The 25230-nt window shown below is 41.6% G+C and carries 24 protein-coding genes; 11 read left to right on the forward strand and 13 right to left on the reverse strand.

The window, feature by feature from the left end; translation table 11 throughout:
* The first annotated feature begins 41 nt into the window (after nt 1-41).
* The 11 genes from hyaA to SWP_RS11935 all read left to right on the forward strand — a co-directional run bounded on the left by hyaA (nt 42) and on the right by SWP_RS11935 (nt 11873).
* The gene (hyaA, locus tag SWP_RS11885) at nt 42-1178 is read left to right on the forward strand and encodes a nickel-dependent hydrogenase small subunit (RefSeq protein WP_044555880.1); all 1137 of its coding nucleotides are present in this window, start codon (nt 42-44) and stop codon (nt 1176-1178) included.
* 2 nt (nt 1179-1180) lie between these two features.
* Nucleotides 1181-2884, forward strand: a complete 1704-nt coding sequence (gene hyaB, locus SWP_RS11890; RefSeq protein ID WP_020912731.1) for a nickel-dependent hydrogenase large subunit — start codon at nt 1181-1183, stop codon at nt 2882-2884.
* 14 nt (nt 2885-2898) lie between these two features.
* Nucleotides 2899-3567 carry a Ni/Fe-hydrogenase, b-type cytochrome subunit gene (gene cybH, locus SWP_RS11895; protein ID WP_020912732.1) on the forward strand — a complete coding sequence of 223 codons (669 nt, stop codon included), beginning with the start codon at nt 2899-2901 and terminating at the stop codon, nt 3565-3567.
* 9 nt (nt 3568-3576) lie between these two features.
* The gene (locus tag SWP_RS11900; protein WP_020912733.1) at nt 3577-4134 is read left to right on the forward strand and encodes a HyaD/HybD family hydrogenase maturation endopeptidase; all 558 of its coding nucleotides are present in this window, start codon (nt 3577-3579) and stop codon (nt 4132-4134) included.
* Nucleotides 4121-5893: a Kae1-like domain-containing protein gene (locus SWP_RS11905; RefSeq protein ID WP_020912734.1), complete on the forward strand. Its 1773-nt coding sequence runs from the start codon at nt 4121-4123 to the stop codon at nt 5891-5893. Before SWP_RS11900 ends, SWP_RS11905 begins: the two co-directional genes overlap by 14 nt.
* On the forward strand, nt 5893-8289 hold the full coding sequence (hypF, locus tag SWP_RS11910) for a carbamoyltransferase HypF (protein WP_020912735.1): 2397 nt from the start codon (nt 5893-5895) through the stop codon (nt 8287-8289). The genes SWP_RS11905 and hypF overlap by 1 nt, the downstream gene beginning before the upstream one ends.
* Nucleotides 8290-8388: 99 nt before the next feature.
* Nucleotides 8389-9150, forward strand: a complete 762-nt coding sequence (hypB, locus tag SWP_RS11915; RefSeq protein WP_020912736.1) for a hydrogenase nickel incorporation protein HypB — start codon at nt 8389-8391, stop codon at nt 9148-9150.
* On the forward strand, nt 9150-9395 hold the full coding sequence (locus SWP_RS11920; RefSeq protein WP_020912737.1) for a HypC/HybG/HupF family hydrogenase formation chaperone: 246 nt from the start codon (nt 9150-9152) through the stop codon (nt 9393-9395). Before hypB ends, SWP_RS11920 begins: the two co-directional genes overlap by 1 nt.
* Nucleotides 9395-10516 (forward strand): hydrogenase formation protein HypD, encoded by a 1122-nt coding sequence (gene hypD / locus SWP_RS11925; RefSeq protein WP_020912738.1) that lies wholly within the window; start codon nt 9395-9397, stop codon nt 10514-10516. The genes SWP_RS11920 and hypD overlap by 1 nt, the downstream gene beginning before the upstream one ends.
* On the forward strand, nt 10513-11526 hold the full coding sequence (gene hypE / locus SWP_RS11930; protein ID WP_020912739.1) for a hydrogenase expression/formation protein HypE: 1014 nt from the start codon (nt 10513-10515) through the stop codon (nt 11524-11526). Before hypD ends, hypE begins: the two co-directional genes overlap by 4 nt.
* The gene (locus SWP_RS11935; protein ID WP_020912740.1) at nt 11526-11873 is read left to right on the forward strand and encodes a hydrogenase maturation nickel metallochaperone HypA/HybF; all 348 of its coding nucleotides are present in this window, start codon (nt 11526-11528) and stop codon (nt 11871-11873) included. The genes hypE and SWP_RS11935 overlap by 1 nt, the downstream gene beginning before the upstream one ends.
* Before the next feature lie 97 nt (nt 11874-11970).
* Here SWP_RS11935 and SWP_RS11940 read toward each other — a convergent pair whose 3' ends face one another.
* The 13 genes from SWP_RS11940 to SWP_RS12000 all read right to left on the reverse strand — a co-directional run bounded on the left by SWP_RS11940 (nt 11971) and on the right by SWP_RS12000 (nt 25028).
* The gene (locus SWP_RS11940) at nt 11971-13002 is read right to left on the reverse strand and encodes a tetratricopeptide repeat protein (protein WP_187148496.1); all 1032 of its coding nucleotides are present in this window, start codon (nt 13000-13002) and stop codon (nt 11971-11973) included.
* Nucleotides 13003-13035: 33 nt separating this feature from the next.
* Nucleotides 13036-14001 carry a type II secretion system F family protein gene (locus SWP_RS11945; RefSeq protein WP_020912742.1) on the reverse strand — a complete coding sequence of 322 codons (966 nt, stop codon included), beginning with the start codon at nt 13999-14001 and terminating at the stop codon, nt 13036-13038.
* Nucleotide 14002: 1 nt separating this feature from the next.
* Entirely contained in the window at nt 14003-14980 is a 978-nt protein-coding gene (locus SWP_RS11950) for a type II secretion system F family protein (RefSeq protein WP_020912744.1), read from the reverse strand.
* 10 nt (nt 14981-14990) lie between these two features.
* Nucleotides 14991-16322, reverse strand: coding sequence for a TadA family conjugal transfer-associated ATPase (locus SWP_RS11955; RefSeq protein WP_020912745.1), 1332 nt, complete (start codon nt 16320-16322; stop codon nt 14991-14993).
* A gap of 1 nt (nt 16323) precedes the next feature.
* On the reverse strand, nt 16324-17523 hold the full coding sequence (locus SWP_RS11960; RefSeq protein WP_228371058.1) for a CpaE/TadZ family protein: 1200 nt from the start codon (nt 17521-17523) through the stop codon (nt 16324-16326).
* A gap of 355 nt (nt 17524-17878) precedes the next feature.
* A complete protein-coding gene (locus SWP_RS11965; RefSeq protein ID WP_044555881.1) occupies nt 17879-18169 on the reverse strand; it encodes a hypothetical protein in 291 nt (96 codons plus the stop codon).
* 16 nt (nt 18170-18185) lie between these two features.
* Nucleotides 18186-19625, reverse strand: coding sequence for a type II and III secretion system protein family protein (locus tag SWP_RS11970; protein WP_020912747.1), 1440 nt, complete (start codon nt 19623-19625; stop codon nt 18186-18188).
* Between the two features lie 47 nt (nt 19626-19672).
* Nucleotides 19673-20476 carry a Flp pilus assembly protein CpaB gene (gene cpaB, locus SWP_RS11975; protein WP_020912748.1) on the reverse strand — a complete coding sequence of 268 codons (804 nt, stop codon included), beginning with the start codon at nt 20474-20476 and terminating at the stop codon, nt 19673-19675.
* Between the two features lie 32 nt (nt 20477-20508).
* Nucleotides 20509-21690 carry an AAA family ATPase gene (locus SWP_RS11980; protein WP_228371059.1) on the reverse strand — a complete coding sequence of 394 codons (1182 nt, stop codon included), beginning with the start codon at nt 21688-21690 and terminating at the stop codon, nt 20509-20511.
* Between the two features lie 150 nt (nt 21691-21840).
* Nucleotides 21841-22404, reverse strand: coding sequence for an A24 family peptidase (locus SWP_RS11985; RefSeq protein WP_020912750.1), 564 nt, complete (start codon nt 22402-22404; stop codon nt 21841-21843).
* A 77-nt stretch (nt 22405-22481) separates the two neighbouring features.
* Nucleotides 22482-22676 carry a Flp family type IVb pilin gene (locus tag SWP_RS11990; RefSeq protein ID WP_020912751.1) on the reverse strand — a complete coding sequence of 65 codons (195 nt, stop codon included), beginning with the start codon at nt 22674-22676 and terminating at the stop codon, nt 22482-22484.
* A gap of 556 nt (nt 22677-23232) precedes the next feature.
* Nucleotides 23233-23643, reverse strand: coding sequence for a helix-turn-helix domain-containing protein (locus tag SWP_RS11995; RefSeq protein WP_020912752.1), 411 nt, complete (start codon nt 23641-23643; stop codon nt 23233-23235).
* Nucleotides 23643-25028 (reverse strand): L,D-transpeptidase family protein, encoded by a 1386-nt coding sequence (locus SWP_RS12000; protein ID WP_044555882.1) that lies wholly within the window; start codon nt 25026-25028, stop codon nt 23643-23645. The genes SWP_RS11995 and SWP_RS12000 overlap by 1 nt, the downstream gene beginning before the upstream one ends.
* Nucleotides 25029-25230 lie beyond the last annotated feature (202 nt).

Here is a 25230-nt window from a genome sequence, read left to right on the forward strand (position 1 = left end):
GAGGTTGAGCAAATTACTTTCAAGAATAATAAGGTTTAACCATGGATACACACGAAGCCCTATATCAGCAAGGTGTGGCGCGAATGGAGCAATTGCGTCAATTGCAACCTCGCCATAGCGAATCACTGAAAGACAAGATGCTACAAAATGGCATTAGTCGTCGAGACTTTATGAAATGGAGTGCATCTGTAACCGCAATGCTAGCACTACCACTACCATTTAGTACATTAGTTGCAGAAGCCGCAGAGCTTGCTAATCGCGTCCCGCTTATTTGGTTGCATATGGCAGAATGCACCGGTTGCTCAGAATCACTGATCAGAACGGATACACCAAACCTAGATTCACTTATTTTCGACCATGTCTCACTTGAGTATCATGAAACATTAATGGCCGCAGCTGGATGGCAAGCTGAAGAGAACTTAGAGCACGCATTAGAGGCCTATAAAGGTAACTATCTACTTGCCGTTGAAGGCGCGGTACCTACCGCAAACAATGGCGCCTACTTAACCGTTGGTTGTAAAGGTCATACAGGGCTTCATATCGTAAAAGAAGCGGCTGAAGGCGCCGCTGCTATTATCTCTGTCGGTACCTGTGCGGCATTTGGCGGTGTTCAAGCAGCTGCACCAAACCCAACAGGCGCTAAAGGGGTTTATGAAGTGGTTAATAAACCAGTCATTAACCTAGGTGGTTGTCCACCGAGCGAAAAGAACATTGTGGGTACACTGATGTATTTCATTATGTTTGGCAAACTACCTGCATTGGATATGTTTAACCGTCCTAAATGGGCGTATGGGGCGCGCGTACATGACAATTGCGAACGTCGGGGTCGTTTTGATGCTGGTGAGTTTGTTGAAGAGTTTGGTGACCAAGGTGCAAAAGATGGTTACTGCTTATATAAAGTGGGTTGCAAAGGCCCTTATACCTACAACAACTGCCCTACAGAGCGGTTTAACCATCACACTAGTTGGCCCGTATTAGCTGGACATGGCTGTATGGGCTGCTCTGAGCCTAATTTTTGGGATGACATGGCTGACTTTGAAAAGCCACTAGGTAGACAACTACTACACGGCTTAGACGCCACCACAGATACGATCGGGGCTGTCATTTTAGGTGCCACCGCCGTCGGCATCGGTGCCCATGCTGTCGCTAGTGTCTTTGCCAAATCTGAAGAGGAATAATCATGAGTAAACGTGTAGTTATCGATCCTATCACTCGTATCGAGGGACACCTACGAGTAGAGGTAGAGGTTGACGAGAATAATGTGATTCAAAAAGCCTGGTCCTCTTCTACTCTGTGGCGTGGGATTGAGGTGATCCTAAAAGGTCGCACACCAATGGACGTTGGCCTAATCGTACAGCGGATCTGTGGTGTTTGTACATACTCTCATTATCGCTGTGGTACAGAAGCAGTAGAGAACGCACTTGGTGTCAAAATCCCACTCAACGCTAAGTATCTTAGAAGCTTGATGCAAACCTCGCTCAATATGCATGACCATATTGTACATTTCTATCACTTGCACGGCTTAGATTGGGTAGATGTGGTGTCAGCACTAAGTGCAGACCCAGCACTTGCAGCGCAAGTCGCTCTTAAATATACAGATAATCCAATTAGTGCCGGCGAAGGTGATTTACGCGCTGTACAAGAGCGAGTTAAAGGTTTAGTCGAAACCGGTAAGCTTGGTCCTTTTGCTAATGCTTATTGGGGGAATAGCACTTATCGATTTACTCCAGAGCAAAACTTGATCGCCTTATCACACTACCTTAAAGCTCTAGAAGTACAGCGAATTGCTGCAGAGATGCTCGCTATCTTCGGCGGTAAGTCACCTCATCCACAGTCAATCGTAGTTGGCGGTGTAACTTCAGTACGTGACATGTTAAGCCCTGCCCGTCTGCAAGAGTGGAAACAAAAACATGCCATCGTTAATGATTTCATTATACGCGCGTACAAAGCAGATGTCGTCATGGCAGCAGAAGCATTTGGTTCTGAGCCTAGTGTGCTTGGTGGTGTTAACGTTAAGAACTTCCTAGCAACAGATGACTTTATACTTGGTGATGGGCAGTTCATGTTCAACCAAGGCGTGATCATGAACGGCGACTTAGCTGGTGTGAGTGATTTGAATCCTGAGCTAATCAAAGAAGATGTGACCCACGCTTGGTATAAAGCAGACGGCGCACAACACCCTTATGATGGTACAACGGTTCCCGACTATACCGGCTTTGTCGAAAGAGACACTGTTTACGGCAAACTGCCTACTGTCGATGGTGACGGTAAATATAGCTGGGTTAAATCTCCCCGTTATCAGGGCGAGCCCGTTGAAGTGGGTCCACTTGCCTGTTTGTTAGTTAGCTACGCTCGTGGTAATCAAGTTGTTGTCGATGCCGTCAATGGACTACTTGCAGCTACCGGCCTTCCTATTGAAGCGCTATTTACGACCCTAGGACGAACTGCCGCTCGTATGCTACAGACTGTAATCGTTGCTGAAGAAGGCTTAAAAACCTTCGATGCCTTACTAACCAATTTGCAGTCAGATGAGTCCACTTACACCAAGCCAGAAATTGATAGTAATAAAGAGTATGTTGGCCACGCAATGATTGAGGCTCCTCGGGGCATGCTAAGTCATTGGATCCGCATCAAAGGTGGCAAAGTCGAGAACTACCAAGCTGTTGTACCTACTACGTGGAACGCAGGACCGGTAGATGGCCAAGGTAACATGGGACCTTATGAGGCTTCGCTCATTGGTTTGAAACTCGAAGATCCAACAAAACCTTTAGAGGTCATTCGAATCATTCACTCTTTCGATCCTTGTATGGCTTGTGCTGTACATGTAATGGATTACAAGGGTACTAATTTGGGTGAATTTAAAATCGATCCCAACGGATTCTAGTTAAGGGGGTTAGCATGGCAACTCAATCTGCACCCTACCAAAGAGAGCTTGTTTTTGGTGCGGCGATCAGGATTTTTCATTGGCTAAGAGCATTAGCTATTTTGGTCCTGGTTATCACGGGATTTTATATCTCTTGGCCATTTTTGGTCGCACCAGAAAGCTCAGATGTTTTGGTGCAAGGCTATATCCGCGCAGCCCACCAAATATTTGGTTTCCTTTTGGTTTCCATCACGTTGGTAAGAGCTTATCTGTTTTTCTTCGGAAAAAGTGACATCGAAAGACGTTCATTTAAAGATGTACTAAGTCCTAAAAGTTGGCTGACACAACTGAAGTCCTATTTATGGATGGGACATTTAGACAAAGCTGGAGTCTACGGGCCTTTGCAATTTGTGACTTACTTTGCAATTTCGGTTGTCGCCTTTCTTATCTGCGTTACTGGTCTCGTGTTATATGCCAATGTATATCATCAGGGATTAGGCGGCATGCTCGGCGGTATGGCTAATTGGGTCACTATGATGATGGGTGGGTTAGCGCCGGTCAGAATTTGGCACCACTATTTCACATGGGTATTCATTATTTTTGTTGTGATCCATGTGTACATGGCAGTGTGGTCGGGGATCCGATTTAAGCATAACTCTGTGGACTCTATCGTCTCAGGATACGATTATCATAAGAAGAAATAAAAGGAAAACATGAAGATATTGCTACTTGGTATTGGCAATGTCCTGTACGCCGATGAAGGTATCGGCGTACATTTCGTCAATTACATCCAAGAAAATTTCCGTTTCCAGCATCCTGAATATCAGCTCGATATGATGGATGGTGGCACCCTTGCGCAAGGGCTTATTCCCACTTTATGTAAGTACGATTACTTACTCGTTGTAGATACCGTTAATGCAAATGGAGTTGAACCTGGTGAGGTCTACTTTTTTGATTTTGATAACGCCCCCCCTGAAATTGACTGGCAAGGTAGTGCTCACGAAGTTGAGATGCTGCAAACGTTAATCATGATGGAAATGGTGGGTGACAGACCAAAAACTTTTGTGCTCGGCGTAACACCTACCGTGCTTGAGCCTATGACTCTCGGCCTTACGCCGCAAATTCAAGCCGCTGTGCCTTTAATGGAAAAAACCTTGCTCAACCACTTTGAAACACTGGGTTTCTCACACTCTCGGCATGCCAATATCGATATCAATGCGCTCATTCCCGACTCTTACAAACGTGGCTTAATCTCAGATGAAGAATATTAGATTTGAATTTGACTGTCAGCGCGAAGTGCCCTTCTATGGTCACCTTTGCAATCAATACCTTTTAAACGAGCAGTATGACGTTACCATTGGCCAGACAGGAAGCAACTACTTTATAGAAGCCAAAGGGGAACAACCCGAATTAGAACGGCTAGCAGATGCTATCGCGGAAGATTTTTTAATTTCATCTTGGTTAATCAAACCCAATATTATCCTGATAGACACTCCCAAAGGTGATGTTAAATTATTGCAGCACTCACCATTAACTCAAGAATACTGCCAGCAATGTCAGCCCTACTTTGGTGACAATCAAGCCAAGCACTTTGGCCGTCTTGACTATATTTGTCCTTGCTGCCAAGCAGATAAACGCATTGCTAAACAACATCAAACAACCAGCCTTGATGAAATTAGGGAACTGTTAGAAAAACTTGAAAACCAAGGCTTTGTTGAACTGCCTTCAATTGATAACAAGCGGGGCATAAAGTTAAGCTATCAACCCAATATTGCAGAGAATAGCAACGTAAGACAAAAGCTGGTGATCTGTAACCCAAACAAACTTAATGCACACTTTATCGTGACAGAGCAGCAAGTGCACGCACTATCGAGTATCGAAAAGCCTCTGATCTGTTGTCGTCCTATCGATAGCCACCCGAGACTTTCGGATCCACTCTACTCTCTTTGTTTTGCAAATTCTCGATTGCTGATGGTTGCATGTGAACTACTTCGTCAACGTGGTATTGATTGGATCTATATCGAGCATACCGACAACCCTCAATTTGCAATGGTCAGCTCTCAGTGGGTGCCACTTCAAGAAACAGGGGTTGGAAATTCGACCTTAACTTATCGATCAAATTTGGTGCCACTACATGATGATGTACACCTTGGCCAATATGAGGTCCATTGGGTAAAGGATCATATCGAAGTGTGTGGTAATACTCATGTTGATGCTAAAGACCAAGGGGTTACCGAGCATTCAGCTCAAGATGATGCTGCGACTTGTGCTTTGCACTCTGCCAATCTTGCCACTAAAAAAGCAAAAAACTGTGCAGTCCTTTATTTAAGTAACAGCAACAAAAGTCGTATAGTGACTATGGACGCCAAGCAAAAAATTGAACTATTCTTTGAGTTTCCAAACTTACCAAATAATGGATATGAAATCGTACACCAGATAGATTCATCGCCACAAAAAAATCTATTTGAAAAATATAAAACACTCTACCCCGACGACTATTTAGCGTTGCTAGAGTTAAAACTTGTTGGCCCAACCAATAATATCCAATCACTATGGGCTATTGCAGCTATTTTGTTGGGCGCAGCCACAAAAGAGAAAAACCTTCGCCTAGACAAAATACAACTTAATGACTTTGTGATAGCCAATGCGATGCGGCACAAAGGCAGCAATGCGCCACGTATCGACTTCCCCCTTACTCGTGGAGAAGCGCATAGAAGTCTAAACTGGTGCAAAACACTGGGAAGTATCATAAGTTTTAGACTTGCAGAAGAAGGCAATATTGAAAAACTCGCGTTTGCTATGCACGATTCACTGGCCGACTTTATCTGCAATTGGATTGAACATTTAGATCAAAACATCTCTATAAAATCTGTCGTTCTCGCTGGCAGTAGTTTTGATAATGAGCTTTTAGGCAAAAGAATAGCCTTACGTTTAGGTAAAAACTTTGAGCTAAATCCAAACCCTCAAATGGACTTAGAAGGGTTAAACATTGCTGTTGGCTCTCTGTTTTTAAAACAGCGAAGACATTAATGACAATGGCACTAACCCGAGTAGAGATCAAGATTACCGGCATCGTTCAAGGTGTCGGTTTTAGGCCGTTTGTTTATCGTTTAGCACATGACCTTGCACTTAGTGGCAGTGTGCTTAACAACAGTGAAGGGGTAACCATAGAGGCTCAAGCTAGTGAGTACACCATTGAGCAGTTCAAGTTACTGCTAACTTCTCCCCCTCCTTTGGCTCGCATCGACAGTTTCGAGACTAAACAGATCCCAGTAGAAAAAGCTCAAGAACAGTTTTGTATCATCCATAGCCAAAATAATGCCGATGCGATAGTCGCTGTATCTGCAGATAAATGTACCTGTGCTGATTGCTTCGCTGATATAAGCAACCCAAAGTCTCGCTATTTTAGATACCCGTTCACCAACTGTACAAATTGTGGTCCTAGATACACCATCATAAACAACTTACCTTACGACAGAGTCAACACCAGCATGGCGACTTTTGTCATGTGTACAACCTGCGAAAAGGAGTATCAAGACCCACTAAATAGACGTTACCATGCACAACCAGTTAGTTGCCCAAACTGTGGTCCTCAATTGAGCTTTCGCAATCTAAATTTGAGCATAACGAGCAGTGAATCGGATCCATTAGTACAGGCAATCGAAGCAATAAAATCGGGTAAAATACTCGCAATAAAAGGGCTTGGTGGCTTTCATTTAGTTTGCGATGCTACTAACCACGACAGTGTGAAAGCATTACGCCAGCGTAAGAATCGACCTGCAAAGCCTTTGGCTATCATGGTTGAAAACAGTCAAGTTGCGAAGAAACTCGTAACAGGTAATGATACTGAGTGGCAAACACTAAACAGTAATGAACGACCCATTACCGTTATGCAAAAACGGCAAAAACCTGAGCTAGAGATAAGCAGCATTATTGCCCCAGATATCGATAGGCTTGGAGTATTTTTGCCTTATACTCCCTTACATCAAATGTTAATGGAGCGAGTCGCACGGCCTTTAGTCATGACCAGTGCCAACCTTTCTGGTGAGCCGATCATTACAGCTAGTGAAGATATAGTGAGCAAACTGGGCCATATTGTTGACCATATTTTAGATCATAATCGCCCTATCCTAAATGGCTGTGATGACAGCGTCGTTCAAGTGATAAATAACAGGCTGCAGATCTTAAGGCTAGCCCGTGGATATGCGCCGCTTTCTATCTATAGCCCACAGCATATCGAAAAACCAACACTTGGGTTAGGCGCCCAACAGAAAAACACGCTATGTTTTGCTTTCGGCCATAATCTATTTTTAAGCCCTCACATAGGCGATCTGGTATCCGTCGAAGCTGAACGCTATTTTCACGACACGCTGAGTACTTTCTCACGGCTATACCACTTCGAAGCAAAGCTATTAGTGCATGACAGGCACCCGAACTACTTTACTAGCCAATGGGCTGCTGATGAAGAGGAAGCCTTTAAAACTGAGGTTCAGCACCACTACGCTCATGTGCTAAGTGTACTGGCCGAAAATAAAACCACCGAACAAGTGCTCGCTTTCACATTTGATGGTACAGGTTTAGGTGAAGACCATACCCTTTGGGGGGGCGAAGTTTTGCTTGCTGATGCCTATAAGTTCGAGCGTATCGCTCACCTAACCCCCTTTAAACTCATTGGTGGAGAGCAAGCGATTAAACAGCCTGTAAGGTTACTTATTTCAATCTTACTTGAAAAGTATTCACCAGAAGAGATTGCAGCAATGAAATTGCCTGCCATCGACAATCTAAGTCGCACTCATTTGAGCAATCTTTGTAAGGTCTGGCATAAAACATCACCTAACAGCCAGACCAGTTCTATCGGTAGGCTATTTGATGTTGTTGCTGTATTGCTTAACCTCGTTGATATTATCCAGTATGAAGGACAAGCAGGGATACTCCTCGAAACGGCTGCTAACAGCGTTATACCTAGTGATGATATGAATAATTATCACGGGAAAGCAAAAGAAGATTTAAAAGCCAATAATATTGAAATTCAGTGCGACTTTAAACTGCACTTAACCGAACGCAATCAATGGCAACCGATAGAACTTATTGAGCAGATCCTTACCGAAATTCACAAAATGCCACTAACAACAGACAGGGTCAATTTTATCGCTCGAGCCTTTATGGATTGTATTGCTAACATGGTATGTGATATTGCCTTAGGCTTTAAATCTACTCCTATAGTGTTAACTGGGGGGGTATTTCAAAACCGTTACCTCTTAGAGCGATGCGAAAGACAACTCACAGCCCAAGCAAACAAAATCATGCAGCCAAAGTTTGTACCTATAAATGACGCCGGCATTGCCCTTGGGCAAGCATGGTTTGCAATCAATAATAATATTGAAACTACTATCGATAACATTTGTAACCCACCACCACAAATGTGACCCCTATTGCGCTTTGAAACCCATTAACCTGATTTACATCAAAGTCGGTTTGCTTTTAGTGATCGACAATAAAATATAACTAATAAAACGGAGTTACCTATGTGCCAAGATTGTGGCTGTTCTATTACCCGTCATGACCATTCTTTAAGCCCAAGCCATTCTCATGCTCAAGTGGATGAAAACATAGCAACCAATCCGCAATTAAATGATAAAAAAACCCTATCAGTTATCCATAAGATCTTGGATAAAAATGATATTGAAGCACAACACAATCGAAAACACTTCGAAGCACAATCAGTGACAGCTTTTAATCTCATGAGCAGTCCTGGCAGCGGAAAGACGACCCTGTTAGAGCATCTTCACCTACATACCGACCTTAATTATGCAGTGATAGAAGGCGATTTGGAGACCTCAAGAGATGCTGATAGATTAAAAGCTAAAGGCATAGATGCATTTCAGATCCAAACTGGGGCAGCCTGTCACCTCGATGCCTTTATGGTCCACAGTGCCCTGCACCACATTGACTTAAACGCGATTGATATCTGCTTTGTCGAAAACGTAGGTAATTTGGTTTGCCCAGCAAGCTATGATGTGGGTACCCATAAAAATGTGGTGTTGCTATCAGTACCCGAAGGTGATGATAAAATCGAGAAGTACCCAGTGATGTTTCGCCGTGCCGATGTGGTGTTAATCACCAAAGCGGATTTGATGCCTCATTTTGATTTCAGTATCGAAGAATCCAAAGCCCAACTAAAAAAACTAAACCCAAATGTGGATCTAATCGAAGTATCAATTAAGGACAGCCAGTCTTTAGAAAAGGTGGCTAACTGGTTAGCCAATCATCTTGGAGGCAAAGCCTAATGTGTCTGTCAATCCCCTCTCAAGTTTTTGAGATCCACCAAGATGAAGAATCGGTCACAGTCGATACTATGGGTGTTAAACGTAAAGTCTCGAGTCACTTGATGACAGAGCCTCTAAAGCTAGGTGATTATGTATTGATCCATATTGGCTTTGTAATGAATAAGATCGATAAGGAAGATGCCCAAGAAAGTCTGAGTTTATATAGGGAGATCGTCGCAAAGATTGAACAAGAGGAGCAGAGCTGATGCTAACTCTCGATGCTCTTTACAAGGGTTTTAGGGATCCAGAAGTCATCAAATCATTAGCGAAAGAGATTAAACTCGAAGCTGCTAAATGTAGTGATAAAATTAATATTATGGAGGTTTGTGGTGGCCATACTCACACCATCATGAAGTATGGAATAAATCAGCTACTGCCAGATAATATTGAGTTTATTCACGGGCCTGGTTGCCCAGTTTGTATTATGCCAAAAGAACGTATTGATCATGCGGCCGCATTAGCTAGTATGCCCGATACTATTTTGATCACCCTTGGGGACATGATCCGCGTTCCTGGCTCCAAAGGCAGTCTGGCGCAATTTAGAGCAGATGGTTGTGATATAAGACCTATTTATGACCCACTCGATAGTTTAAAAATAGCGTTAGACAACCCAGATAAAACAGTCATATTCTTCGCCATTGGATTTGAAACGTCTACCCCAATGACAGCGGTATTGCTTGAGCAAGCTGAAAAGCAGCAGATAAATAACCTACTTTTCCATATTAACCATGTCCTAGTGCCACCAGCTATTGATGCGGTAATGGCCGATCCTGCCGCCAAAGTTAACGCATTCATAGGTCCTGCGCATGTCAGCGTGATCAGTGGCGCCAAAGTGTACCGGGCTGCCGTAGAAAGCTATGACACGCCTGTCGTGGTGTCAGGTTTTGAGCCAGTGGATGTTATGGAATCTATCTTGATGATCACTAAGCAAAAATCGAGATCACAATCACAATTAGAGAACCAATATAGCCGCGCTGTATCAGAGCAAGGGAATTTAGCAGCTCAAGGGCTCGTTAACAAATACATGATGGTTCGACCAAATTTTCGCTGGCGAGGCTTAGGTCCAATACCTGACTCGGCATTAATGCTGCGCGAAGAATACCAGCATAGAGATGCGGAAGTCGTTTATAAAGATAAACTCCCACAACAAGAGATAGATGATCACAAAGCGTGCCAATGCGGAGATATTCTACGGGGACTATCTAAACCTAAAGACTGCAAAGTGTTTGGACGCGGATGCAGTCCAGAAACCCCATTAGGGAGTTGCATGGTCAGCTCTGAAGGTGCCTGTAATGCGTATTATAGATATAATGGAGTGACTGTATGAGCACTAATGTGAGTAAAACCGTTCAGCTTAGCCATGGCGGAGGCGGCAAAGAGATGAACCGCCTGATCAAAGACATTTTCTTTAAAGCCTTCGACAATCCTATATTAAGGAATGAAGAGGATTCGGCACGTTTGCACTTTAACGGAGATACCGCCTTTACTACAGACTCTTTTACTGTAGCGCCACTCTTTTTTGCAGGGGGAGATATAGGAAAGCTTGCCATTGCAGGAACGGTAAACGATCTCGCGATGATGGGCGCAGAGCCGCAATTTTTAAGCAGTAGCTTTATCATTGAGGAAGGTTTTCCAATCGACTCTCTTAAGACTATTGTCTTAAGTATGGCTGCTGAGCTTAAAAAGTCGGGTGCTCGAATTGTATGTGGAGACACCAAAGTTGTGCCAAGAGGCTGTGCTGATGGCGTATTCATCAATACCTCGGGGGTCGGGCGTATTATCAATAACGGCATCTCAGTTAAAAACCTAAAGCATGATGATGTCATCATTGTTTCCCGTGATATAGGCCGACATGGCGCGGCAATTTTAATGGCTCGGGAAGGTCTCGCGGTGGAATCTGAGCTCACCAGCGACTGCGCGACGCTATGGCCTATTGTTGAACAACTCATCGCGAGTAATGTTGAAATACATGCTATGCGTGATGCCACTCGTGGTGGTCTATCTGCTGTACTAAACGAATGGGCATCGGCCTCACAAGTTGGCATTACTGCTAATGAATCTGAAATACCCGTTAGCCAAGAAGTCGCAGGTTTGTGTGAGCTTTATGGATTTGAGCCATTCGATTTAGCCAATGAGGGCACTTTTATTCTTGCTGTGCCCCAAGATTGTGCTGAGAAAACTCTACAGATCATGCAAACGTTTTGCCACTGCGAACAAGCAGCTATCATCGGTAAGGTTAATGATTTTAAGCCAGGAAAAGTTATCCTTAATACTCCGTGGGGAAGTAGTCGATTTTTAGATGTTCCGCAAGGTGAGTTACTGCCGAGGATCTGCTAGTGCATGAATATTCCATCGTCACTGCGCTTATCGAACAATGTGAAAAGCTAGCAGAACAAAACAGTGCAAATAAAATTACCCGAGTTGACATCAAGCTTGGCATTTTAAGCGGTGTAGAGCCAGCGTTATTAGAAACAGCATTCGAAGCCTTTAAGCTTGAAGGGATCTGTCATAACGCGCAGCTTAACATGCTGATCCAACCGCTAATTTTGCAGTGTCATTGCTGTAATGAGCAAACAATCCACCAACAACGGAGTATTGTTTGCGACCACTGCCAAAGCACCAATACCACAGTACTCGACGGAGAAGAGATGTTGTTGATGCAATTGGAACTGGAGCAAAGTTAAAATTGGTATTCATGAAGAAAAACACCATTAGAGTTAATGGTGTTTTTTGTTTGAGAGTCTAATACCAATCGATATAACTACGCTTGTCTATTTAGCCTTAGTTTGTGGCATGCCTAAATTCGTCTGATAGCTCAGCTTTGGCTCTTTTTAAGTTCTTCTGCGCTTGCTCAAAGTAACTTGGCGAGGTATCAATCGCTCTTTCAAACAATTCTATTGCTTGTTGATACTTACCTTCTAACATAAGAAAGTATCCAAGGTCATTAAGCGCATCAGCTGGTTCCATTGCCTGTTCAAATGTCGCGAGTGCTCTTTTATATAAACCTTTTCGAACATAAACTAAGCCAAGGTTTGTCCAAGCACGATCTAGGTTCTGATCTTCTCTAATCGCTTGCCTTAAATACCTTTCTGCACTCGTTAACTCCCCAGTCAAATAATAAGAATAACCTAGGTTAGAGATCAATATTGCTGAATGAGGTTGCAGCTCTAGCAATAAGCGAAAATATTTACGCGCGCTTTCATGGTCGTTTTGTACATCATCAAGAATTGCAATTGCGTTATATACTCTAGCTGGCGAGTCACGGTCAGGAACATGCAGATTGCCAATCATACGACTAACTGAAACTGATGCTAACCTTTTTTGGTCAAGCTCAATAGCTTTAGTTAGGTGTATTCTTGCCTCTCTATATTGACGTTTATCCATGCTGACCACTCCGAGATCTGCATGCACCATGATGAGGTTTGGATCTAAAGCTAATGCTTCGTTATATGCTCTAAAGGCAATCTCAGGATTACCACGCATAGTATGGATCCGGCCTATATGATAAAAAGTCTCCGCATTTTTTGCGTTAAAATCTAATGCTTGAATATACGCATATAATGCTTTTTCGAGATTGCCAGATTGTTCCTCCTTGCTCGCTTTCATCAATGCATCGGCTTCTGTCTTTGGCGCTTCAAAATCTGAAGTAATAGACGATAAAGCACCAGCATCAAGTAAATCTTGTCTATCAGGCGCTTTTATTTCCTGTGGTTCCTCTGGTGTGGTCGAGGAACAACCATGAAGTGAGCCTATTAGGAAAAGGATTAAAAAAAAGCGTAATGCGCGTTTAACAGTCCCCAAAACAGTCATCATATTTTCCTTTTACACTACTCAAACGAGATTCAATTAAAAAGCTTGTCCCCAAACCTTCATCACTTTAAGTACAGCTGGCCCCACCGCAACAATAAAAAAGGAAGGCCAAATACAACACATCATCGGGAATATCATTTTAACCGCTAGCTTAGCGGCTTGCTCTTCAGCAGCCTGTAATCGTTTATCTCGGTACTCATCGGAGAATACTCTCAGGGTCTCCGCGATTCCGGTTCCCAATCGCATACTTTGTGAAATTGCAGAATTAAGGCCTTTAATGTCTTCCAACCCGGTTCTTTCCGTAAATTCCTGTAAAGCCACTTTAATGGTAAGTCCTGCGCGTACTTTGCTGCATACCAGTTCTAACTCACTGGCTAGGCTTGGGTGGCTAAACGCTAACTCCTTCGCCACACGTTGCAATGCAGCCATTAATCCCAACCCCGCTTCACAACAAACAACTAAAAGATCTAATGCATCAGGGAAGCCAACCCTTAAAAGTCGCATTCGCCGCTTTGCAAGAGATTGAAGAACCATAGACGGTAAAATAAAGGCACCGCCAATAAACATACAAAATATATAAATAATCCAAATGCCAGCGATTTTAGGAAAAAAATTCAAAATAAGCACTGAGATAACGGCGCCTAGAAGTAACAAAAGCAGACGTATAGCATTAAAGATAGCTAGCGAATTCTCTGAATGGAAACCTGCGTGGATAAGCAATCTTCTTGTTTCATGGTTGGAAAAATTTAGAAATGGTTTCTTTGCCATTTCAACCATCCCATGCTCAAGAGTTTCGGAGACCGCATCACCACTTGGGGCACCACTATCACCAGTATTTAGCGTTTTTAGGCGCTTCCTTAAAGGGGAGTAAAAGCCACTGATCAGATACGATATTGCTATGGCTAAAGTTACGCCCGCAATTCCAGCTACTGCATAGATAGCCCATTCTACATGTGTTGGGTTGTCAAAAAACTGTCCAAGTAAACCTTTTAAGAATTCCATATTACATATCAATCCTTATAATTTTACTAATCCATAAGCCACCAACAAACATACCAATGGCCCCCCACATCAATAATTTGTGCCCCTCCTCAGTGCCCGTAAGCTCTCCTACGTACCCAGGTGTTTGAATATAGATAACAGCGAATAACACAAAAGGTAACAAGATAAGAATCCAAGCAGAGAGCCGTCCTTCTGCAGACAAAGTTCTTACTCTTCGCCTAAAGGTAAACCTCAGTCTGATGACTCTAGAAAGATTTTGAATATTTTCAGCAAGATTACCGCCAGTTTCCTTTTGAACCATAACTGCACTGGCAAATGCCATCGCGGAAACACTTGGCACGCGTTCAATAAAGCTGAGCAGTGCTCGTTTGGTATCTTTACTGTAGTTAATGTTAGCGAACATTAAGCTGAACTCTTTAGCCAAAGGGCCTTCCATCTCTTCGGTTACCAGTTTTACGGCATCCGAAAATGAATAACCCGCCTGCAATGCGCGCCTTAAAACGTCTAAAGCGTCGGGGAAACTCTCCTCAATTTTGTCCATTCGTTTATTGGTATCGCGGACCAGCTTGAAGTTAAATAGAAACAAAACAAGACCAAATACGAACATCCCAGCTATTATCTCGGCTAAATATAACCAAGCGCCAACGGCAAGAATAGTCGCTGTAATTAAAGCCAAAAATAAATATTGATGACCTAACAATTTATAGTCAGCGAGCTCTAAGCGGTAACTCAAATCCTCTATAAATTGGAAACTTTCCAAATAACGCCCAATGGTACCCAGTTTCGCCAACCGACTCTTACGTAATAAAGAGGTTTCATACGTTGTATTCTCAGAGTCTTCAGACAAACTTTTTAAACGTTTCCGAACTAAAGCTGTATTGACGCGCTGAGGGCTATAAACAGGCAAAAACAGCGCTTGAGACAAAAATATAACTGCAATAAATATTAGCCCCAGAAAAATAACTTCATTTGAAAACATAAGTTAGCCTCTAAAATTCCGCAAATGGATCGCCACAATTGAATAGGTTGTAAGGCAGATCAATTCCATGTTGCTTGAGCTTGCTGTGAAAACTTGGAATCACACCTGTCGCTTCAAATTCACCAACAATTTCACCGCCTTCCTTCATACCTGAGCGGCTAAACCTGAATATTTCAGACATGGTGATGATCTCCCCCTCCATGCCATTGATCTCTTGAATGCTGGTGACTCGACGCCGACCATCTTCTTGACGCTCTAACTGCACAACTAGATCAATCGCCGAAGCAACTTGAGTACGAATGTTACTTACCGGCATGTCAAAACCGGCCATACACACCATATATTCCAATCTTCCGAGTGCGTCCCTTGGGCTGTTTGCATGAAGCGTTGTTAACGAGCCTTCGTGACCAGTATTCATTGCAGTTAACATATCTAACGCTTCACCACCCCGAACCTCACCAATAACGATTCTATCGGGGCGCATACGCAGACAGTTTTTCACCAGATCCCGTTGCGAAACCTCTCCCTTTCCTTCTATATTTTGAGGACGTGTTTCCAACCTAACTGTATGAGGTTGCTGTAACTGCAACTCAGCAGAATCTTCAATAGTCACGATACGTTCATCGGGTGGAATATAGCCAGACAGCATATTCAGCAAGGTCGTTTTACCGCTACCAGTACCACCAGAAACCAAAATATTGAGCTTGCCTTTGACGCTACCTTGCAACAACTCAATCATTTCTTCGGTAACTGAACCTATGTCAATAAGTTGCTTTGCATTCAACTTATCAACGGCAAAACGGCGGATAGATAACGAGGGACCATCTAAAGCGAGTGGTGGAATGATAGCGTTCACACGTGAACCATCAGCAAGGCGGGCATCAACCATCGGAGAGGATTCATCAATACGTCTACCGACACTTGATACAATCCTGTCGATGATATTAAGCAAGTGTGCGTTGCTGTGGAACTTTATGTTTACTGACTGTAGCTTACCTTTACGCTCAACGTAGACACGATCATAGGAATTAACCAGAATATCGGATATAGATGGATCAGCCAGTAAGATTTCAAGAGGTCCTAGACCCAGTACTTCATCAATAATAAGTTTTATCAATCGCTTACGTGATGAAAGATTGATAGGCAAACGCATTTCAGACAACAGTTTTTCACATATCTGACTGATTTGAATTTCAGCTTGCTCCTTTGAAACTGTTTCTATCAGTGATAAATCCATGACACTGAGTAATTTATCATAGAGTTGAATCTTAATATCTTGCTCTTCTTGGCTTAACGGTTGAAATTCAGAAGGCTCTTGGCCATGATGCTGATTAATATCCATATCACTTTCCTAATAAACGCCCCCAAAAACCCGCTCTCTTGGTATTTTTTACTAGATCAAGCGGCATTAAATCAGCTACAAGATATTGAATATCCAGCAACATTTTCTGTTTCTTAGCTATTTCAGTAATTGATTTTCCTAACTCTACGCATTCACTAGATAGTCTGTAGTCATTAACAATAGTAAATACTGAATCAATACCAACAGTTTGTTTAATATCGGACAGCTTAATATCTGACTTTTTATCATACCTATTCACAACCAAGCTAATTCGATTCCGGGCGATGCCCATATGGTTAGTCAATTGCCTTATCAAATCTTTAGTCTGGCGTAAGTGCATGATATTTTGCTGGGTAACGATTAATATTTTTGCGTCGAGTAAAAGTTCATCATTCCAAAGCTCTGGACCTCGTGAAAAATCTAATATGACTTGCTTATAAAACTGGCGACACTTCCTGACTAGATCAATCGTTATCGATAGGTCAAGATCATTATTTATAGACAACAACTCGAACGGTTTAGATGCCAATAAATTTAAGTTTTCACTAGTGGCCATTGTACTTTTGAGCGCAACTTCATCTAACTCCTCTAATGACCAAAGTACATCACATATAGAGTAATTAGCTTCCATTCCTAAAATATGTCCGAGTGAACCATGATGAAGATCGGTGTCCAGTAAGCAAACATCATAACTTTCTCTTTTAGCCGCTACGCTAGCGATACTAGCGGCAATAAAACTCGCCCCAGAACCTGCTTTTCCATTTACTACCGCTAAAACTGGTGCTAGTTCAGCCTCTTCAATTAATCGGTTAGACACTTTTAATATAGCTTCGTGTAACTCTTCAATGGGCGCGTCAACAGCAATAAAGTCGCTGACATTGTACTGAAAGGCTAATCGTAAAATATTTGGTGGAGTATCTTTGCCTAACAAAATAATATGGGCATCAAATTTTGCACCATAGCCAAGTGCCTCTTTTGCTTCACGCTCGTCATTTGGTAAATGTAAAAGTATCAGATTAATATCGTTTTTCGATTCTTCGTTAAAAATGTCCAGATAGGAATTTGCTCTCCACGACAAGCGTTCTATTTGGCTTAACAGCGCTGTAAACAGCTCTAGATTAGAAACATCTTTAACGGCAACAATGGCATTAACAGGGAAAGGTAATAACATAGGCATAGCTAACTTTTGCTCATCATTCACATTTGAAACACAGAGTTCCAGCGGTTTGTCCATTGCTCCCCCCCCCCTTTTTGTAATTTGCTTACATTTACTATAGACATAATTTGCTAAGTTATGATTTTATTTGATAAAAAGATTAGCCGCATGTTGTACAGCCGCCTTTAAAAACACCTACGCTATCTCTCGGTAAATTAGAAGAGCTCGTTATAGAATTAAGAGAAATTGAGAGTATTTACTATAAATTGGAAATTTAGTGTCGCTAAAGCCACTCTTTCCTATGATGAACACCGCTAGGTAGCACCTGATTGAAACCACGTTTTTGCGAGGCAAACTAATTTTTTTATACAATTGTAATAACGCATTACTCTCCACTAGTTCAATTGCTGCTTGAACTAGTCGCTGTAACCGAACCCATGCTTTTGGACGATTGAGGCTCTACAGAGCTGTTTCTATATGACTGCATAACCTTTCGACCGTAATTACCTTCTAGACTAAGTATAATACCGTCATTTTTTTCTGCTGCTTCCGGATCTAATATTTGCACCTGTTTTATCTGGTAATAGCTCTCTCCCATTGGGAAGTCATTGATTTGAGTGCAGCCCGATAGAATGGTTAAGCTGGTAATAAAAATTGTTACTCGGTTAAGAAGTACAGTTGTTAACTTCATAATATCTCCTCCTGATTTAGAGTGAATGGCCATACTTTTGTTGAGTGCCTGTATCATCGAGTTTCGCATCAGACTCTGCGGGTTCATACGGCATATCGCTATTGGTATCGCTCTTCTCTTTGTGCGATAACTTACCTAACAGATAAAATTCGACATCAGAAGGCAATACAAATCCATCGGTAGGCAGTGAGATGTCATTTCGATTAAAGGGCCTGACGAGGCGAGGGGTAACTAAAATAACAAGCTCACTTTGTCCATTTTGAAAGCTTTTACTTGTAAATAGTTGCCCCAAAACTGGGACATCGCCTAACCCAGGTAATTTGTCAATATTCTCTCGCAGGGTGTCACTAATGAGACCACTAATGGCAATGGTTTGACCATCAGCAAGCTCTACTGTCGTCGCTGTACTTCTTTTGGTTAATGAGGGAACGACTAAGGAGGTAGATGTATTTCCAGAAATCGTAAAACCGTTAGCAGTACTAATTTCGCTAACGACAACATTCAGATTCAAATTAATTTGACCTGAATCGAGCACTGTCGGCACAAACTTAACACCGACTCCGTAGTCACGATATTCTACGGTAGTGTTACCATTTTCACCGGGAACTGGTATTGGAAATTCGCCGCCTGACAGAAACTCTGCCGATTGTCCACTCATTGCTGTGACATTAGGCTCTGCGAGTACTTTGGCTAGGCCATTTTGTTTCGCGACATCAAGTGCAAAATTCATTAGCAGATCACCGTTCACGTATTGTGCGAAAAGTCCTTTACCATCGACTCCGCCTATTCCTCCAGGAGCAAAACCACCTCCTCCACCACCAATCACACCGCCAGCTAAATGATCGCCTTGATTAAAAATAAAAAACTTTGAATCAAATTGGCGCGCAACATTACGCTGAACCTCGGCTACCACAACCTCTAGCATCACTTGATGGTCGCCGCCAATGGTCATCATATTGAGGACTCGGCTCGGCGCAGTTCCACCTGCAGCAGCTTCTGCATACCCTTGTGCAAGTTCTACAGCTGTATTCATTTTCTGAAGGTTAGAAGCTTGGCCACTCAACAGCAATTGACCTTGAGAAGTTTGAACTCCTAGCTTTTCAGTCGGTAGAAATTCATGTAACCGAGTTTTTAAGCCATTAAGATCATGCGTAACTTCAATGTCCATAATCTTGGACAATTGTTCATCCTTATCCCAAATCATGATATTTGTACTGCCAAGCTGTTTACCTAGAATATAGAGCTCATCATTTGGTAAAAGTTTTATATCAGCAATACTTGGGTTACCAACTGATACTCTGTGCACAGGCCCTTCGAGCATAAGTACCCTAGACTTAAATATTGGTATTTTTTGGATATCACTTCTAACTTTTGCTGTTGGCCCTCCAGCATGGGCTAACGAAGCAAAAAGTAGTGCCAACAAACATATAAATGAATATTTCCTAAAGAATGGCATGTTGTTCTCCTGTGAAACACTATGCATTTGCACTTATTAAGTGCTGTCTAATTATCAACCTTAATCTCTAGCTCTTTCATTCCTTTAAGCATAAAGACCTTGTCAGAGCCATTACCTTCTGATTTAACTACCGTTTGGACTAACTGTGGGGCGACTTCCCTGTTCTTTGAATCCTCATCCTCTTCTAATTCTGCAAGCTCAATAACCGCCTTATCATTAGGGTTACGCAATGCTAATTGCAAAGAACCTCTACTTTTGGCAATCATTAGAATTTCAGCCTGATCTAGACTCAGCTCTAGAGTCACAGCCCTAACTAAAACAGGTTTATTTTCATCGTTGGAAGCGCGCTGATCGATTGCCAATATTTTTACATTTGAGAGCACAATATCTGTCTTTAGGCCGCTACTTTTAAATATATTGATGATATCAACCCGGTTACCTGGTAATAAAAAGCCCGCGACGCCAACCACGTCATTCACCCGAATAGTCACGGCACGCATTGTCGGGGTAATTAAGCTCGCTAAAGTACTGCCCTCTCCTTTTGCGGTAAGTCGCTCGGCACGTAACACCTCCCCGGCATAAAGTTTTTGTTTCACAACTTTTCCTTCCGCTTCAGCCAAGTCTAAAACAGCACCTTTAGGGATCAGCGATTCAGGCAGAGTCGTAAGAGAAAGATGCTTACGTTGTAAAATTGCCCCCAAAGGAACTTCTGTCGCCATGGTAATGACTGTCCCGGTTGTGCTTATAACCTCATCCTTGGTGTTAGACTTAAGCCAATTCTGAGCGAGGTAAACCGCAGTAACACCAAACACTAATGATAAAACGACAAATAAAAGAGTTTTATTATTCATTTAGAGCTCCAGCAATATGTAGGTTATTGTCTTTAAACAAAATAGATAGACCATGCAGAGTCAATTAGCGAAGGAGTCACTACAGATTCAAACTCCATAAAACTTATTTGGTCAGACATAATCCCTAACAAATCTCTCGGATAACAAGGTATTAGGGGCTTTTCATATCTCTTGTGATAGTCGATCAACAAGTGTAGAAAAACTTCCTCTGTACAACTTAGGTTTAAATCTGCACAGACTTGAAACCATATTTTGCGATACAGCTGTTCGTCTAATGCATCAAAATGAATTTTATAGCCTAAGCGCCTTAAAAAGGCTTCATCAACCAACTCCTTGGGATCAAGGTTAGTCGAAAAAAGAAGAATTAGTTCGAAAGGGATCTCAAAATGTTCACCAGACTGTAAACTCAAAAAGTCTCTGCGCTCTTCCATTGGAATGATCCAGCGGTTAAATAGTTGTTTAGCGCTGATTTTTTGTCGGCCTAAATCATCTAACAGCAATATTCCATTATTAGCTTTAAGCTGCAAAGGCGCCATATAGGTTCGACTATGACTATCAAATTGAACTTCTAACATTTCGGCAGTCAGCTCACCACCTGTGATCCGTAGAGGCCGCTTACACCTGATCCAGCGAGGATCATGCCCCTTACCTAAATCTAAACTTGCAGGAAAAGCTTCACTATCGACACGGTGGTGTAATTCAGGGTCGTAAACTTGGATGACTTCATTACCGATAGCTAGTGCATAGGGAATGAGAACATCATCACCGATTGTTAGATTTAAATGACGACACAAGTAACTTTTACCCGTTCCAGGAGGGCCATAAATTAAGACAGGACGACTTGAATTCATCGCAGGACCAATTTTAAACAATAGGTCTTTTGGTAGCACCAATGCGGATAACCCCTTTTGGAGCATTTCAAATGTAATTGGGTTGGCTCGGCTAGACTGTTTCTTACAGACTAGGCTATATTGCCCTAAAGGTACTGGAGCAAGCCCAAGGTAACCATTGCGTGATAACGCTTGTTTTGCGTGGATCTCACCACCAAGACTAAGCGCATAACGCATTTGACCATCAGTGGTAGTCTGCCTATTTTCGACCCAAGCGAGGGTTTTAGCTGAATCTAACAAATCCTGAATAATACCGCCGGTCACTCCCAATCGCTTCACCATTTGCTCTTTTGTAAGTACTCCGCCATTTAAAAGGTGCTTCATTAACAAGTCTATGAGAAGAGATTCTGATAATCCGGTGTGGTCAATTGAAGTAGGCCTTGGAGCATATTGATCCGAACTCACTGAAAGCGATGTAACAGATTGGGCTGTTGAAAGTTGTTTTAAGCCAGGATCTTGTTGCATAAATGACCTCTAAAAGTAACTTTGGCTAATTGAATTATACAATTGACTTATCTGCGGGTTTAATGAACACGCCCATAACCAACCCAACGCGAGTGCGGGGGCATAGGGAACTTTCTCGCCAGCAGCCTCCCCTTGCTCTGGTTTAAAATAGGTTCTTAAATAGAAGCAATCCCAGTAGCGTTTTGCAGTTTTCTTAATACCTGATAAACCAGTTTTCCAAGCAATTAAAAGAATGCTGGTTAGTGCTCCAGCTATAACCGCATATAAAATACTCCATGCGAGTAAAGTTGGCCCCATGATAGCGCCTATACCCATCATGAGCTTTATGTCGCCAGCACCTAAAATTCTTAAGATAAAAGTGGGAAAAAGAAGAATAAACGCTAAAGAAAAGCCAACAAACGAAACAAGCAATCCGCTTAGCTGAGCAAAGTAACTATTAACTGCAAACCCTAAAAATATAGCAAGCAAACAGAGCCAGTTCGGTATTCTCTCTTTAGATAAATCAGAACTAATTGCGAGAACAAAGAACACTCCGGCAATAACGACCTGAATAGAAAGTTGGAGTTCCGTCATCACATACCTTTTATATTTTAGAAATTAAAGCCCACTGACAGCGTGGGCATTAAATACTGTTCTTTATAAGAACAAGATTAACTCGTACAATCGGTACTCGCGCCATTAACTGCTGATGCCAGGCAATTAATCTTACTTGTTGCATTGTCACCTAATAGGTTAAAAGCGCCAATCATACCTCCAACGACTAAACCTCCAGCAATAGCATACTCCACCGCAGTTAGGCCGCTTTCATCTTCAATAAACTCAGTTAGTAATGATTTAATATTCATGTTGTACTCCAGATAAAAATTAAAGTGGTAATGGCACCATTCTAAAGGTATTTTTTGAGCACTTTATATACTCAACACCGTTACGCCTTACAACAATGCTTACATATAAAGGTAGCAAAACTTTAGAAGAACCACTTTGTGGATTAATTAAGTGTACTAATATTCAAAACTGCTTTTTTACAAAACCAGGAAAGGCTAAAAAACTAATCACACCAATGATGGTTATTTATGACGATAGTACTTGAAAAAGGAGTGAAAATACGGACAAACACCCTCAACGTCGTGCTAAATGCATCATCAACCCTTACCTACAACCAATAACTTTGTAAACGAATGTATGTAAGCCGTAAAACCACTTAAAAAATTAGACCACTATATTATTCTAGTATTAAATAACTGGAAATATATAGAAAGTTATTACTATGCAATTTATTTGAAAAATCTATAACTTAAGGTAAATATGAGAATGAGATGTGTTGCGGCCAAACAAACAATTAGAACAATTTATATCCAATTACAGAAGAAGGGGAGTTTAATATAATCAACCTACTTTTTGTTAGTTATAGCCCATACGCTCTAATATTTTGTATATGTTTGAGATTTCATACTCAATCCCAAACCTGCTAATTATAAACCTTTGAATTTCTGGCCCCTTTAACTTCTCTCCACTTGTATTTTTATTGGTAGACTCTATAAATTTTGCCAGCTCATGCTTTTGTTCAACAGTAAGTGCAGAAGGACGCCCTGTATGCTTTTTCTCTTTTAGCCCATTTAGTCCATTAGAGAGATAGTTACTTATCCAACGGTTCACACTTGTGCGGCTTACTTTTAAGTAAGATGCGATTTGATATCTAGATTTTCCATCTTGAAAGTGCAGTACTGCAAGTAACTTTAATCTCATCCGAGCATTTTTCTCTTTTCGTATCAGTTGGTTTAAAACAACATTATCATTACAGTAGTTTTCCATTATTCTGTAACCTCTCTATTATAAACACTAGGCCTGACCTGCAGTACATTATCCTTATCAACCCAAACATTGTGGTTAGTTATGATTATAGGAATCGGATTTCTCAATTTAATATCCACCGTATTAACGCCCTTCCTTGCCGATAAAAACCTAATGCTTTCTATCGAATTCTCTCTATCAATTAAATATTTAGCTAACAATTCAGGTTGAGACAAGCGTATACAACCATGACTTATCGCTCTATTTCGTTTTTTGAATGCTTGCTTATCTGGTGTATCATGCATGAAAATGAGTTCAGAATTTGGAATAGTAAAGCGATATTTACCAAGAGCATTTCTAAAACCTGGCGATTGAACAAGTTGGTAAACTTTAAGTTCTTGTTTCAATCGACTTGCGTCCATCCCTTTTAAACTTTTAACTTCATTGGTGTTACCCTTTTTAACCAATACAAACTTTTGATTCTCTAGTGATTTAGGACTTTTTTTTAATTCAGCAAGGAGTTCGTTGTAAACAATCGACCTTGGAGGCGTCCAGGTGGGATTAATGGTTATTTTACTAACGTATGTATGCAGTAATGGCGTTTTATTTTTTATACTTCCAACGATCACAGGGAACTCAAGTGTTGATGACTCATCACCTTTAATACGTAACTTAAACTCGGGGATGTTAACTTCGATATACGAGCTATTTTGGTAATTAACCTTAGAAAGCTTATCTTTAAGTGATAACTGCAACTTCGACACGATAAAAGCAGGTTCCGTGTTTAATAACGTTATCGTTTCTTTATTCAACTCACCACTTTGTATTAATCCATGCCTTTTTTGGAAGCGTTTTAGTGAACGAGTAATGCTAGGATCAAAAATTGCCTCTCGATAAGCTGAAATATCTTTAAATTCTAAGTCATCGAGTTTAACAAGCACCCATCTAAGCTTGGCTATATCAGTCGCTCTCTGACCTAAACTGAATACGCTAGCTTCTAACTGTGGCCACTGGTAGTTAGAAAGTTGTTCGTACTGCCTAATTTTATCTCTTAAGGCTTTTATTTGCTTATTTGACTCGGCAAATGTTAGTAACTCGTCGAACCTTTTATTATCAAACAAATACAATTTTCTAAGTGACTCTGTGCCTGTCTCTATGCTAAATATGCTCTCAATCACTTTTATTTTAAGCGATGACTCCTCTGCATCGCTTGTAACACGGTTCAGGCCAAGATCTTCAGCCAAGTTGTATACCCGATTATTCGCTAACTCAACGCCAGAAACTCCAGAGGAAATACAAACAGGAGAGTAAGATATACCTAAAACCAATATACAGAAGAATAGCTTCAAATCTAGCACCTCAAGGCGACTGGTTAGAATCTTTCCTCTAACCACAAACAGCTTCATCCTTGAACCTTTGCAACGAAATAATCGAGTCTAACTTACGTATGATTCGATTCTACTATTCAATATTTCTAGTATATATCTGTAAAAAACACAAAATTCATCGCATATTTTCTGGCACATTTTTAACATTGGGCAGGCATTTCATAGAAAATATGTCATTTTCTGATATTTAATCAATATTTATTCAGTTACTTTTAGAACA

The sequence above is a fragment of the Shewanella piezotolerans WP3 genome (assembly GCF_000014885.1).
GTDB lineage: Bacteria > Pseudomonadota > Gammaproteobacteria > Enterobacterales > Shewanellaceae > Shewanella > Shewanella piezotolerans.